This is a genomic window from Streptomyces adelaidensis (genome assembly GCF_016598475.1).
Lineage (GTDB): Bacteria > Actinomycetota > Actinomycetes > Streptomycetales > Streptomycetaceae > Streptomyces > Streptomyces adelaidensis.
In genome coordinates, this window is sequence record NZ_JAEMUX010000093.1 from 1 (window position 1) to 14,444 (window position 14,444).

Here is a 14,444-nt window from a genome sequence, read left to right on the forward strand (position 1 = left end):
GCGTTGCTCTGGCCATCTGAGCTAAGGCGGCGCGCTGTCCACACTATGATGCGGTCAGCAACGTCGGTAAGTCTACACAGTTTCCGGGGTGGCCCGAACCAGGGGTCGGGGCACCCCGGAGGGTGGCTGGGGCGGCGTTTCGGGGGCCGGGGGTCAGGACGGGGAGCAGCGTTTTTTGTCGGTCGGGGGTGTGCCGCGGAGCAGGTAGGCGTTGATCGTGGAGTCGATGCAGGTGCTGCCGCGGCCGTAGGCGGTGTGGCCGTCGCCGTCGTAGGTGAGGAGGCGGGCGGAGGAGAGCTGGGAGGCGAGGGCCTCGGCCCAGTGGTAGGGGGTGGCGGGGTCGCGGGTGGTGCCGACGACGACGATCGGGGCGGCACCCTTGGCCTCGATGCGGTGCGGTCCGCCCGTCGGCTTGACAGGCCAGTACGCGCAGTTCAGGGAGGCCCACGCGAGGGCCCGGCCGAACACCGGGGAGGCTTTGTCGAACTCGGGGAGGGCCCGTTCGACCTGCTCGGGCGTGCTGTAGGCGGCCGGGAGGTCGAGGCAGTTCACGGCGGCGTTGGCGTACATCAGGTTGGAGTAGCCGCCACCGGCGTCGCGTTCGAAGTAGCGGTCCGAGAAGGCGAGCAGGCCGGCGCCGTCGTCGTCCCGGACGGCCTCGGTGAGGGCCTGGCGCAGCCGGGGCCATGACCCCTCGTCATACATCGCCGCGATGACGCCCGTCGTGGCCAGGGCTTCGCCGAGCTGCCGGCCGTCGGGGTCGCCGGTCGGGACGGGTCGCGCGTCCAGCCGCTGGAAGAAGGCGCGCAGATTCTCGCCGACCTGCTCGGGCGTGCGCCCCAGCACGCAGTCCTCGCGGCGTACGCAGTCGTTCGCGAAGGCCTGGAAGGCCGTCTCGAAGCCCGCTGTCTGCTCCTGGTTGAGCCGGTGGGCCGGCAGCGACGGGTCCAGCGCGCCGTCCAGGACCAGCCGCCCGACGCGCTCGGGGAACAGCCCGGCGTACGTCGCCCCGAGGAACGTCCCGTACGAGGCGCCGACGTACGTCAGCTTCTCGTCGCCCAGCACGGCCCGCAGGATGTCCATGTCACGGGCCGCCTCGACCGTGGACACATGCCGCAGCAGCTTCGGCGACCGCTGCCCGCACCCTTCCGCGAACCACTGGTGCGCGGCGACCAGTGCGGTCTTCTCCCCGGTGTCGTCCGGGGTGAGATCTGTCTGCGTGTACATGTCCATCTCGGGGCCGGTGAGACACTCGACCGGCTCGCTGCCGGCCACGCCCCGCGGGTCGACGGCCACCATGTCGTACTGGGCCCGCACCTTGACCGGGTACCGGACCCCCGCATGCCCCTGCACATAAGCGACCGCCGACCCGCCCGGCCCGCCCGGGTTGACCAGCAGTGAGCCGAGTCGTTCGCCCGGGCCGGTCGCTTTCTTCCGCGAGACCGCCAGCTTGACCTCGCCCCCGGCCGGCTTCGCGTAGTCGAGCGGCGCCCTCAGCGTGGCGCACTGGAAGCCGGCGACCCCGCAGCCGCGCCAGCTCAGCTTCTGTTCGTAGTACGGGGCCAGCGCCGCCGGTGTCGCGCGGGGCAGCGCGCCGAGAGCGGCCCCCCCGTCCGCCGCCGTGGCCGCCGTGCTGGAAGCGCTGGAGGAGCAGGCCGAGACGAGCAGCGCGGCGGCGGCGAGCAGCGCGCCGCCGATACGGAGGGGCCTCGTCGGCCGGGAAGTACGCCTGGTGTGCATCTCGCGAGCGTAACCCTGCGCGATGCAATGATCACGAACAGCGACACGAACTCCCCGTACGAGTGATCCGGTCACCCGAATGCCCCGCCCTCACCCACGCGGGCCTTCGTCCAACCGGACTCTCCCCCGCGGCCCCCGTGGCCCTCACCCCCTGGGCCGACCACCAGGGCACGTCACCCCGCCCGCAACGCCATCGCCATCGCCTCCACGGCCAGCAACGGCGCCACATTCCGGTCCAGCGCCTCCCGGCACGCCGCGATCGCGTCGATCCGGCGCAAGGTCGACTCCGGCGTCCCGCCCCTCGCCATGCGCTCCAACGCGTCCTGGACCTCGACATTGGCCAGCGGGACCCGCGACCCCAGCTGAAGGACAAGCACGTCCCGGTAGAAACCGGTGAGTTCGGACAGGGCGAGATCCAGGCTGTCCCGCTGCGCCCGCGTCCGTCGCCGCTTCTGCTTGTCCTCCAGGTCCTTCATCACCCCCGCCGTGCCGCGCGGCATGCGCCCGCCCTGCACAGCGCCCAGAGCCGTCTTCAGCTCCTCGGTCTCCTTGGTGTCGACCTCTTCGGCGAGCTGCTTCGACTCCTCCGACGCCGCGTCGACCAGCTCCTGCGCCGCCTTCAGACAGCCTCCGATGTCGTCGACCCGCATCGGCAGCTTCAGCACGGCGGCCCGCCGCTGCCGAGCTCTCGGATCGGTGGCCAGCCGCCGGGCCCGCTCGATGTGCCCCTGAGTGGCCCGGGCCGCCACGGCGGCGGCCTGCGGCTCGATCCCCTCCCGCCGGACGAGCATGTCCGCCACGGCATCCACCGAGGGTGTGAGCAGGCTGACGTGCCGGCACCGGGAACGGATCGTCGGCAGCACATCCTCCAGCGACGGCGCGCACAACAACCACACCGTCCGTGGCGCCGGCTCCTCGACAGCTTTCAGCACCGCGTTCGCCGACTTCTCGTTCAACCGCTCGGCGTCCTCGACGAGGATGACCTGCCACCGCCCGGTCGCCGGCGACGTGAACGACTTACGGACCGTGTCCCGCATGTCCTCGGCGAGGATCTGGGTACCCACCGCCGCCACCGTCGTGACGTCCGCGTGCGTCCCCACCAGCGCCGTATGGCACCCGTCGCAGAAGCCGCACCCCGGGCTCCCGCCGAGTGCCCGGTCCGGGCTCACACACTGCAACGCCGCCGCGAACGCCCGCGCAGCCGTCGTCCGCCCCGCACCCGGCGGCCCCGTGAACAACCACGCATGTGTCATCTTCGACGCCTCGGGAGGCGCGGTGCCGTTGGTGGCCGCCGTGACGATGGCGTCCGCGTCCCGGGCGGCCGCGTCCAGCTGCGCGCTCAGCCGCTCCTGCCCCACCAGGTCGTCCCACACAGCCACGACCCACCACCCTCCGATCGCCCACCACCGCTCCGAGCCCCATTGTGCGCGACCCCACTGACAACCCCGCCCGACGCACGACTACCGGCGGCCGCGTACGCACCCCCACCGGGCAGCTCGACGCACCGGCGCACGGCCCCGCGCCGCCACCCGCCAAGCCCCGCGACGGGTCAGCGGCGCCGCCGACCCCAACGGCCGCCGCCACCCTCATCGGTGTCGTCCTCTTCACGCGACCCCAGCAGTTCGTCCGCCAGCGTCGGCAGATCGTCCAGCGGCGTCTCCTCGGCCCAGTCCGACCGAGGCCGCCGCCGCGGCGCCCCCTGCTCATCCACCTGGGGAAGCTCCCGCGTCCGATCCTGCGCCCCGTCGGGCCCGGGCCGCTCGTCCCGGAAGTACCCCGGCGGCACCCGGTCCTCCCGCACCGGCGGCAGCACAGCCGTCTCATCAGCCGCCCCCGAAGGCACCTGCGGCAACACCGTGGTCTCATCCTCCGGAGCCGAAGCGGAAGCCGACCCCGGCCCCGACCCCGTGCCCGCACCGGCCCCCGGCGGCACCGGCGGCCGCGGCAACTTCGCCGTAGTCTCACCGTCCGACGCACCAGACGTACCTGGCGCACCTGACGCACCCGCCCCACCCGGCCGAACCGGCGGCAACACAGCCGTCTCATCCACCGGCCCACCCGACGCGTTGGTCGGCGTCACCACCGGCGTAGGCACAGTCGCGGCATCGTCGACCCGCGAACCCCGAGCATTCCGCTCAGCCTCCGCGGCAGCAACCCGCCCAGCCTCCGCGACCCGCTCGGCCTCGGCAGCAGCAGCCGCCCGCTCGGCCTCAGCGGCGGTGGCGGCCGCGGTCGCAGCCGAAGCCGCGGCCCTCCGAGCCTCCTCGGCCCGAACCAACGCCTCCTCGGCCTTCCGCTGCTTCTCCAGGCGGCGCGCCTCCGCCTCCTCCCGCAACCGCTGCTCCTCCGCGGCCTGCTTACGGCGCCGTTCCTCCTCGACCCGCCGCCGCTCCTCCTCCTCGGCACGGGCCTTCTCCTCCGCGAGGAGCCGCGCCTGCTCCTCCTCGGCACGGCGGCGCGCCTCCTCGGCCCGCTGCCGGGCCTCCTCGGCCTGCCGCTCCGCCTCGCGCCGCTGAGCCTCCTCGAGCTCGCGCCGCTTGCGCTCCTCCTCCTCGGCACGCAGCCGGGCGAGCTCCTCCTGGCGCTCCCGCTCCAGCCGCTCCTCCTCGGCCTTACGCGCGGCCTCTTCCTCGGCCTTGCGCCGGGCGTCCTCCTCGGCCTTGCGCCGCGCCTCCTCCTGCGCTTGCACCTCGGCCTCGGACAGCGGCAGCATCACATCCAGCCGATGCCGGACGACGGTCGTGACGGCCTCGGGATCCTGCGCGGCGTCGACCACCAGATACCGCCCGGCGTCCGCCGCGGCGAGCGTCAGGAACCCTGCCCGCACCCGCTCGTGGAACTCGGCCGGCTCCGACTCCAGCCGGTCCGGCGCCTCGGTGAACCGCTCCCTCGCCGCCTCGGGCGACACATCCAGCAGCACCGTCAGATGAGGCACCAGCCCGTCCGTCGCCCACCGCGAGATCCGGGCGATCTCCGTCGGCGAGAGATCCCGTCCGGCACCCTGATAGGCCACGGACGAATCGATGTACCGGTCCGACACGACGACCGCGCCCCGCTCCAACGCGGGCCGCACGACCGTGTCCACATGCTCGGCACGGTCCGCCGCGTAGAGCAGTGCCTCGGCCCGGTGCGACAACCCGGCGCTGGACACGTCCAGCAGAATCGACCGCAGCCGCTTGCCGACCGGAGTCGCCCCCGGCTCGCGTGTCACCACGACCTCGTGTCCCTTGGCCCGGATCCACTCGGCGAGCGCCTCGACCTGAGTGGACTTCCCGGCTCCGTCACCGCCTTCGAGGGCGATGAAGAATCCGGTCCCGGCCGGCGCCTGATCCGGATCGTCGCCGCCCAGCAGCGCGTCCCGCAGATCCTGCCGAAGCGGCACCCCTGACCGGTCGTCGGCCTTGGCCAGCACCAGCGCCGCGACCGGCAGCAGCAACGCCCCCACCAGCATCAACGTGAACGCCGCGCCCCCGTGCGCGAACACGAACTTGCCGCTCTCCAGCCGGTGCGGCCCGATCAGGGCGGCGACCAGCGGAGCGATCAGCGCCGCCCCGGCCACGAACACCCGTACGACGGCGTGGAGATGCTCGGTGGTCCGCGCGCGCCGGAAGTCCTCGGCCTCCTGGTCGAGCAGCGTGTGCCCGGTGTTCGCGGCGAGCCCGGCGCCGATCCCCGCCAGCCCCAGGATCAGCACCACGCTGGTGACGTCCGGCGTCAGCCCGGCGGCGAGCAGCGCGACGCCCGTGAAGGCGATCGCCAGGGCGAGCAGCCGACGGCGCGACAGCGAGGGCAGCAGGGACGGCGCGCGCCGGATCCCGACACCGACTCCACCGGTCAGCGCGACGACCAGCAGCCCGTACGTCACCGGCCCGCCACCCAGGTCCTTGGCGTGCAGCACGGCGACGGCGACCGCGGTGGCGACCGCACCGGCGACCGCTCCGCACGCGGGCACCAGGATCGGGATCGCACCCGTACGGCCCTTGTCGACACCCGTGCCGGTCCTGGGCCGGCGCAGCCCCTCCAGCGGCGACCGCGCGCGCGGGGTGCGCGTCTTGGGCAGGTCGAGGAAGGTCACCAGGGAGAGCGAGGCAGCGAAGAGCCCGGCGGCGACGTACGAGCCGAGCGCGGCCTGATGCTGCCCGAACCAGTCGATTCCGGCGCCCAGCAGGTTGTTCACCAGCGAGGCGACGACGAGGACGGCGGCCGCGAGCGGCACCGCCACGAATCCGGTGCGCAGGGCCAGGCGCCGCAGCGCGTCCATGTGGTCCGGCAGCGGTCGTACGGTCGCGCCCTCCAGCGGCGGCATGGGCAGCAGCGCGGGCCCCGCGCTCTCCCGGCAGACCGTCCAGAACCGCTCGGCGACACCGGCTACGAACGCGGTCACCAGCAGCACCGCGAGCGCGTTGTCGGGCGTCCAGTCGATCCACAGGGGCGCCACGATCAGCAGCAGGACCCTCAGCCCGTCCGCGCCGACCATGGTCCAGCGGCGGTCGAGCGGGCCCTCCTGCGAGGTCAGCGAGGTGAGCGGCCCGAGGAGTACGGCGCCGAAGAGCAGCGTCGCGAGGGCGCGTGTGCCGTAGACGGCCGCCACCGTGAGCGCGACGCCCCGGTACCCGCCGCCGAAGGAGCCCTCGGCGATCGCCGTCTGGAAGGCGAGGAGCACCAGCACGAACAGCGCGAGGACATCGCCCACGCCACCCACGAGCTGGGCGCTCCAAAGCCGTTTGAGCTGCGGTTGGCGCAGCAGCGCCCGTACGGCGCGCTCCCTGGAATCGGCTGCCAGGGCGTCGTCGGAGGCCGGGCCGTGGGCCGTGGGCTGCTCGGCTCGCATCATGCTTTCAGCCTATCGGCACCCACCGACACCCGAACCAGCGCCCGAACGCACGCACACTCCGACACCAAGTCACGCAAACGGCGCAGATTTAGCGAAGAAAAGGTGAAGATTCCAGCCATCGCTCAGCATCACCGCCCCAGAAGGGGCGCGGGGAACTGCGCGACCAGCCACAACAAGCCCGCAGCCGCCGAACCACCCGCACCCCCGAGCTGTCAGGCGCCAAGCAGTCCCCCAAACACCTCAGCGCCCCAACACCTCAGCCCTCAGAAGCCGCAGCCTTCTTCGCAGCCACCTTCTTCGCCGGAGCCGCCTTCTTGGCCGCAGCGGTCTTGGAGGTAGCCGTCTTCGTGGCGGCGGTCTTCTTCGCCGGCGTCGCCTTCTTGGCAGGCGCAGCCTTCTTCGCGGCGGGCGCCTTCTTGGCCGGAGCCTTCTTCGCCGTCTTCTTCGCGGGCGTCTTCGCCCGCTTCTCCGCGAGCAGTTCGAACCCGCGCTCGGGCGTGATCGTCTCCACGCTGTCCCCGGCCCGCAGGGTCGCGTTGGCCTCGCCGTCGGTGACGTACGGGCCGAAGCGGCCGTCCTTCACCACGACCGGCTTCCCGCTGACCGGGTCGTCGCCCAGCTCCTTGAGCGGCGGCTTGGCGGCGGCCCGTCCGCGCTGCTTGGGCTGGGCGTAGATCGCCAGCGCCTCTTCGAGGGTGATCGTGAAGAGCTGGTCCTCGGTCTGCAGCGACCGCGAGTCCGTACCCTTCTTCAGATACGGCCCGTACCGCCCGTTCTGCGCGGTGATCTCCTGGCCCTCGGCGTCGGCGCCGACGACCCGCGGCAGGGACATCAGCTTCAGCGCGTCGTCCAGGGTCACCGTGTCCAGGGACATCGACTTGAACAGCGAGGCCGTACGCGGCTTGACCGCGTTCTTGCCCGTCTTCGGTGTGCCCTCGGGAAGCACCTCGGTGACGTACGGGCCGTAGCGGCCGTCCCTGGCGATGATCTGGTGGCCCGAGCCCGGGTCGGTACCGAGCTCGAAGTCGCCGCTCGGCTTGGCGAGCAGTTCCTCCGCGAGTTCGACACTCAGCTCGTCCGGGGCCAGGTCCTCCTGCACGTCCGCCCGCTGGTGCCCTTCGGAGTCCTTCTCGCCGCGCTCGACGTACGGGCCGTAGCGCCCGACGCGCAGCACGATGCCGTTGCCGACGGGGAACGACGAGACCTCGCGCGCGTCGATCGCGCCCAGGTCGGTGACCAGTTCCTTCAGACCACCGAGGTGGTCCCCGTCACCATTGCCGGCCTCGGCCGCCGTGCCGTTCGCACCTGTGCTCTCGCCGAAGTAGAACCGCCTCAGCCACGGCACCGCCTTGGCCTCGCCGCGTGCGATGCGGTCGAGGTCGTCCTCCATCTTGGCGGTGAAGTCGTAGTCGACGAGCCGTCCGAAGTGCTTCTCCAGGAGGTTGACCACGGCGAAGCTCAGGAAGGACGGCACCAGGGCCGTGCCCTTCTTGAAGACGTATCCCCGGTCGAGGATCGTGCCGATGATCGACGCGTACGTCGACGGGCGGCCGATCTCGCGCTCTTCGAGCTCCTTGACCAGTGACGCCTCGGTGTAGCGGGCCGGGGGCTTGGTGGCGTGGCCGTCGACCGTGATCTCTTCGGCGGAGAGCGCGTCACCCTCGCCGACCTGGGGCAGCCGGCGCTCGCGGTCGTCCAGCTCGGCGTTCGGGTCGTCGGCGCCCTCGACGTAGGCCTTCAGGAAGCCGTGGAAGGTGATCGTCTTGCCGGAGGCGCTGAACTCGGCGTCGCGGCCGTCGGAGGCGGTGCCACCGATCTTCACGGTGACGCTGTTGCCCGTCGCGTCCTTCATCTGGGAGGCGACCGTCCGCTTCCAGATCAGCTCGTACAGCCTGAACTGGTCGCCGGTCAGTCCGGTCTCGGCGGGCGTGCGGAAACGGTCACCCGAGGGGCGGATCGCCTCGTGCGCCTCCTGCGCGTTCTTGACCTTCCCCGCGTACGTACGCGGCTGCGGCGGCAGGTAGTCGGCGCCGTACAGCTGGGTGACCTGGGCGCGGGCGGCGGACACCGCGGTCTCGCTCAGCGTCGTGGAGTCCGTACGCATATAGGTGATGAAGCCGTTCTCGTACAGCTTCTGCGCCACCTGCATCGTCGCCTTGGCCCCGAAGCCCAGCTTGCGCGAGGCCTCCTGCTGGAGCGTCGTCGTACGGAACGGGGCGTACGGCGAGCGGCGGTACGGCTTGGACTCGACGGACCGGACCGCGAACCTGGTGTTCTCCAGGGCGGCGGCCAGGGCGCGGGCGTTCGCCTCGTCCACGTGCAGGACATTGGCGCCCTTGAGCTGCCCGAGGGAGTCGAAGTCACGGCCCTGGGCGACACGCCGGCCGTCGACGGACTGGAGGCGGGCGACCAGGGACGACGGGTCGGACGCGTCGCCGGCGCGGCCGGTCGCGAAGGTGCCGGTCAGGTCCCAGTACTCGGCCGAGCGGAAGGCGATGCGCTCGCGCTCCCGCTCCACCACGAGCCGGGTCGCGACGGACTGGACGCGGCCCGCCGAGAGCCGCGGCATGACCTTCTTCCACAGGACCGGCGAGACCTCGTAGCCGTAGAGGCGGTCGAGGATGCGGCGGGTCTCCTGGGCGTCGACCAGCTTCTGGTTCAGCTCGCGCGGGTTGGCGACGGCGGCCTGGATCGCGGCCTTGGTGATCTCGTGGAAGACCATCCGCTTGACCGGGACCTTGGGCTTGAGCACCTCCTGGAGGTGCCAGGCGATGGCCTCGCCCTCGCGGTCCTCATCGGTGGCGAGGAAGAGCTCGTCCGACTCCTTCAGCAGGTCCTTGAGTTTCCTGACCTGGGCCTTCTTGTCCGCGTTGACCACGTAGATCGGCTGGAAGTCGTGTTCGACATCCACACCGAGGCGGCGCACCTCGCCGGTGTACTGCTCGGGCACCTCCGCGGCACCGTTGGGAAGGTCGCGGATGTGCCCCACGCTCGCCTCGACGATGTAGCCGGGGCCGAGATAGCCCTTGATCGTCTTCGCCTTGGCAGGCGACTCGACGATCACGAGTCGGCGGCCGCCCTTCGCGGTCTCGCTGGTCGGGGACAACTTCGCTCTTCTCTCCGGTCGACGCTGGGTTCCCCCAGGCTTGCGTCCCGGGGCGGGCACCCCCTGAGGCAGGTGCCTCGCACGGGGCTCGGCGTCGGCCCGGGGGTCGGGTCATGCTGACGCTGCGGAGTGTGACGGTACATCCCGCCCCCGTGTCAAACGGGAAAAGCCCGCAACGGCCACTCGAACGGTAACCCGACTACCGCCATTCCTGCCGCCCGGCGTGGTCAGCGATCCGTTCGGGCCTATGCGGAGGGTCACATGTCGGTTACCGCGCGGGCTGCGGGGCCCCGGTCCCAAGGGCCGACTCAGAGGCGTGTGAAGCACCACACGCCGAGCACGAGAGCGGTGACCGCCACGCCGCTCGCGAGTGTCGCCGATATCACGGGACGCACGCCTTCGGCGACCGGCTCGCCCTGGCGCAGCCGGGTCGCCGTCCACAGCAGCAGCCCGCCCCCGAACAGGGCGAACACCACCCCCGTGAAGATCGCCGGTCCGCTCTCCATGTCCCGTCCTCCCGCCCCTCGGCACCCCGCGACGGGAGGCTGGCACGGACGGGAAGCGGGCGCGCGAACCCGAGGTGAACGCGAGGCGTCCGGGTGCTCAGACCGAGCCGGGCGTGGGTATCTTCCCGGTCGTCTTCGACACATCGGCGTTGCGCACCGTGCACACCACTGTGTTGAAGCCCTTCTTCCACTCCTCCTCGTCGGACACCCATCCCGACACGATCAGGTCGGCGCCGGGCGCCCAAGTCGACTCGAACCTGTTGGTGCAGAGCTTGCCCCCTTCGTCCAGGGCTCCCTGGAAGGTCATGCTGGCGGGGGCCTGGACCGATCCGACCACCTGGTCGGTGTGCGCTTGGGCACAGTCGGTCAGCGGTGCGTCGTATCCCTCGTCGTCCCGCGTGGTGTAGTCCCAGCAGTCGCCGACAGCCATCTGAGTGGGCCACAGATTCATGCCCACGTCACGGAGTCGGCCCACCTCGCCGCCGATCGGCACGTGCTTGCCGAGTACGAGACATGCCGTACCGCCCTTGGCCGCGGTGAAGCCCTGCTCGGTCGGGACGAGCGCGTAGACCCCCGCGTCGGGCAGGGCCTCGGCCATCGGATCGGCCTGGCTGGCGCAGCGCTGCGCACCACTGGCGCGGGCGTCCGCGTAGTCGGCCGCGGTCTCTATCGCCACCACCTGGCCGTCCGGCCAGTCCTCCTCGCAGTCCACCACACCGAGGTCGGGCACCGACTTGAACGCCGCCCCCGTCCAGACCGCCTTGACGCAGTCCCCCACCTCCAGCCCCTTCTTGAGGGCCGCCTGCTTGCCGTACGGGTAGACCGGCCCGGGGAGCGGCTCCGGGGAAGGCGATGGGCCCGGATCGGGGGGCCAGTTGACCGCCGCCCACGTCCCACCGCCCGCCACCAGCAGGACGGCGACCACGATCGCGACCAGCGCCGCCGCGGGCGTCTTCCCCTTCGGCCCGCCGGGCCGCGGAACACCGGCCGTGACGGTCGGGAACCCCGCGCTCCCGGGCGGCGGAGCGCCCCCGCCCCCATAGGCCGGCGTCTGATGCGCCGCGTACGGCAACGACTGGTTGCCCACGGTGCCGCCGTACGCCGGCGGCTGCGGTCCGCCGCCGCCATAGGGCGCGGACTGATTACCGGCGGTGCCTCCGTAGGGCGTCGGCTGCCCGCCCGCCGGGCCCCCGTAGGGCGTCGGCTGCCCGCCCCCGTACGGGTTGTATCCGTCGTACGGGCCTCGGGGCTGCCCCTGTTGTCCCTGCTGCCAGTGGTCGTACGGCGACGGGCCGCCCGCCGCCCCGGCCGGGGTGGCCGGACCCGCGCCCGGAGTCGGCGGACCGCCCGCCGGGGTGTTCGGGGTCGGGGGCGCGTACGGGGCGCCCGGCGTGTGGGGCGCGCCCGGCGTGTACGGTGCGCCCCCGCCCTGGGCGGCTGACACATACCCGGGCGGTGACCCGACCACGTACCCCGGGGGCGCACCGGCCGTCGCATGGCCACCGGGAGTGGCGGGCGTTCCGGGAGCCGGGCCGAAGCCCTGGGGCGCCGACGCGGGGGTGGCCGCCCAGCCCGGCGGTGTCGACGCGCTGCCCGCGTCCGCCACCCGCTCCAGGCCGCGGGCCACCGCCTCCGGCGACAGCCGGCGCACCGGGTCCTTGATGAGCAATCCGTGCAGGACAGGGGCCAGTTCACCGGCGCGGGCGGGGGGTGTCGGCTCCTCGCCGAGCAGGGCCGTGAGCGTCGCGTACTCGCCGTGCCGGTCGAAGGGGCCGCGGCCCTCGACCGCCGCGTACAGCGTGGCGCCGAGCGAGAACAGGTCGGCGGCCGGTGTCGGCGGCTCACCCCGCGCGCGCTCCGGCGCCAGATAGCCGGGGGTGCCGAGGATGCCGGCGGTGGCGGTGAGCCTGGGCTCGCGGGACTCCGGCTGGAGCGCGATGCCGTAGTCGGTGAGCAGCACGCGCGCGTAGGGGTCGCCCGAGGCGTCGGCGGCCAGCAGGATGTTGGCCGGTTTCACATCCCGGTGGAGGATGCCGATCCGGTGGCCCGCGGTGAGCGCGTCGAGGACGGCGAGCCCGATCCGGGCGACCTGCTCGGGCGAGAGCGGCCCCTGCCGCCGTACGACCGCCTGGAGGTCGACCGCGTCCGGCACGTACTCCATGACGATCCACGGCAGGCCTTCGTGCAGGACCACGTCGTGGACCGTCGCCACATGCGGATGTCCGCGCAGCCGCGCGGCGTGCCGGGCCTCGCTGCGGGCGCGGGCGATGCGCTGGGCGGGCTCGGCCGCGTCCATCGGAACGTCGGGCAGGGAGATCTCCTTCATGGAGACCTCGCAGGCCAACTCCTCGTCGTGGGCGAGCCAGACCCGGCCCATGCCGCCCGCGCCCAGGGTGCGCAGCAGGCGATAGCGGCCGTTGATGACCCTTCCCTGGCCCTGCTCCGGCGTATCCCCCGCCATCGCGATCCCCCGCTCCCCCAGAGACAGCGCGTGCCTCCCCCGAGGACACGTCGAATCCGTCTCTTGAAAATAGCTTCGCAGGTGCCACTGACAGCAGCCCTTTTACATACCAATCCAGACAGAAGGGGCGCATGCGCCCCAGGGGTACGAATGGGCATCACGGGTAACGCGGAAGGGCATCGGGCGCGGTACCAGTACCGTCACCGGACGGTACGGAATCCGTCACGCGGCCCCGAGGGGCGAAGCCGGTTCCAGGAAGCCCTGTTCGACGAGCAGCCGGATCTGGACCGGCGTGCGGTCGCGCAGCGCCACCGGGTCCTCGCCGACGAGTTGGGCGATGGCGTCCAGAATCCGACCGGCGCTGAGCGTGCCGTCGCACACGCCGGCGAATCCCGCGCCGACCGTGTCCACCTTCGCGGCCCGGCGCATGCCACGGTTCTGACGCAGCACCACATGCTCGGGGTCCTCCGCGCCGGGCAGTCCGACCTGCTCCTGCACGACCTCGGCGGTGAGCCGGAAGTGCGCGGCGAGGAGCGCCGCGTCGTCGTTCGCCCGCAGGTAGTCGACGCGCGCGAAGTGCGCCCGTACGGTCTCGCCGAGCGGCTGTTCGACCGGATGCGGCCATTCCTCGACGGTGATGGACGGCGCGGAGTCCGCGGCGGCCGACTTGCGCAACGTGATCCAGCCGAACCCGACGCCCTTCACCTTCCGCGCCTCGAACTCGTCGAGCCACGCGTCGTACCGCGCCCGGTACTCGGCCACGTCATCGCGGTGGTCGCCCGCGTCCCGCAGCCACAACTCGGCGTACTGCGTGACGTCCTGGACCTCCCGCTGCACGATCCACGCGTCGCATCCGCGCGGCACCCACGACCTGAGCCGCTCCTGCCAGTCCTCCCCCTCCACGTGCTGCCAGTTGGCGAGGAACTGCGCGAACCCGCCCTCGTTCAGCCGCTCCCCGGCCTGCGACACGAGCGTGCGGCACAGATCGTCCCCGCCCATCCCGCCGTCGCGGTAGGTGAGCCGGGCACCGGGTGAGATCACGAACGGCGGGTTCGACACGACGAGGTCGTACGTCTCGTCCTCCGCGACCGGCTCGAACAGCGACCCCTGCCGCAGATCCGCCGCCGGCGCGCCCGACAGCGCGAGCGTGAGCGCCGCGATGTGCAGCGCGCGCGGGTTGAGGTCGGTCGCCGTCACGCGCGTGGCGTGCTGTGCGGCGTGCAGCGCCTGGATCCCCGAGCCGGTGCCGAGGTCGAGCGCGGACCCCGCGGGCGTCCGCACGGTGATCCCGGCGAGGGTCGTGGAAGCGCCCCCCACCCCCAGCACGACGCCCGCGTCCCGGCTCCCGATCCCGCCGGCTCCACCGACCGCACACCCCAGGTCGGACACGATGAACCAGTCCTCGCCACCGGGCCCGCCGTACGGCCGCACGTCGACGGCGGCGGCCACTTCCTCGGCCTCCGCACCGGCGCGAACCAGCCACCCGCTCTCCACGCACGCGTCCACGGGCAACACACCCTCCACGCGCGCGCGTGCCACCGGCTGCTGCAGCAGGAACAGCCGCACGAGCGCCTCGAGCGGAGTCTCCCCCCGGGTCGCCCTCAATGCCGGTACGACCTCACTCCGGGCCAGCGCCGCGTACGCCGACGCCCCGAGCAGTTCAAGAAGCCCGTCGGCGGTGAATTCAGCCCCGAGCAACCCCTCCCGAAGCCGCACGACGACTTCGGGCCGGTCGATGGAGGGCAGGGAAGACAGCCTGGAGTTACTCACACCGCCCAGCGTAGCTGCGAGCATCCG

General features: G+C 72.4%; 7 protein-coding genes. All 7 read right to left on the reverse strand.

The window, feature by feature from the left end:
* Positions 1 to 153 precede the first annotated feature (153 nt).
* The 7 genes from I8N67_RS34680 to I8N67_RS34710 all read right to left on the reverse strand — a co-directional run bounded on the left by I8N67_RS34680 (position 154) and on the right by I8N67_RS34710 (position 14,417).
* A complete protein-coding gene (locus I8N67_RS34680; protein ID WP_200308258.1) occupies positions 154 to 1,740 on the reverse strand; it encodes an alpha/beta hydrolase in 1,587 nt (528 codons plus the stop codon).
* Between the two features lie 173 nt (positions 1,741 to 1,913).
* Entirely contained in the window at positions 1,914 to 3,119 is a 1,206-nt protein-coding gene (locus I8N67_RS34685) for a DNA polymerase III subunit delta' (protein ID WP_200308259.1), read from the reverse strand.
* 170 nt (positions 3,120 to 3,289) lie between these two features.
* A complete protein-coding gene (gene tmk / locus I8N67_RS34690; protein WP_200308260.1) occupies positions 3,290 to 6,574 on the reverse strand; it encodes a dTMP kinase in 3,285 nt (1,094 codons plus the stop codon).
* A gap of 256 nt (positions 6,575 to 6,830) precedes the next feature.
* The gene (gene topA, locus I8N67_RS34695; RefSeq protein WP_200308261.1) at positions 6,831 to 9,680 is read right to left on the reverse strand and encodes a type I DNA topoisomerase; all 2,850 of its coding nucleotides are present in this window, start codon (positions 9,678 to 9,680) and stop codon (positions 6,831 to 6,833) included.
* 308 nt (positions 9,681 to 9,988) lie between these two features.
* A complete protein-coding gene (locus I8N67_RS34700) occupies positions 9,989 to 10,186 on the reverse strand; it encodes a hypothetical protein (protein WP_200308262.1) in 198 nt (65 codons plus the stop codon).
* Positions 10,187 to 10,283: 97 nt separating this feature from the next.
* A complete protein-coding gene (locus I8N67_RS34705; protein ID WP_200308263.1) occupies positions 10,284 to 12,647 on the reverse strand; it encodes a serine/threonine-protein kinase in 2,364 nt (787 codons plus the stop codon).
* Between the two features lie 222 nt (positions 12,648 to 12,869).
* The gene (locus I8N67_RS34710; RefSeq protein ID WP_200308264.1) at positions 12,870 to 14,417 is read right to left on the reverse strand and encodes a DUF7059 domain-containing protein; all 1,548 of its coding nucleotides are present in this window, start codon (positions 14,415 to 14,417) and stop codon (positions 12,870 to 12,872) included.
* Positions 14,418 to 14,444: the final 27 nt, after the last annotated feature.

Excerpts from the sequence above, each read along its gene's own strand:
- I8N67_RS34680 (WP_200308258.1), bottom strand. The coding sequence starts at position 1,740 with ATGCACACCAGGCGTACTTCCCGGCCGACGAGGCCCCTCCGTATCGGC.
- tmk (WP_200308260.1), bottom strand. The coding sequence starts at position 6,574 with ATGATGCGAGCCGAGCAGCCCACGGCCCACGGCCCGGCCTCCGACGAC.
- I8N67_RS34700 (WP_200308262.1), bottom strand. The coding sequence starts at position 10,186 with ATGGAGAGCGGACCGGCGATCTTCACGGGGGTGGTGTTCGCCCTGTTC.
- I8N67_RS34705 (WP_200308263.1), bottom strand. The coding sequence starts at position 12,647 with ATGGCGGGGGATACGCCGGAGCAGGGCCAGGGAAGGGTCATCAACGGC.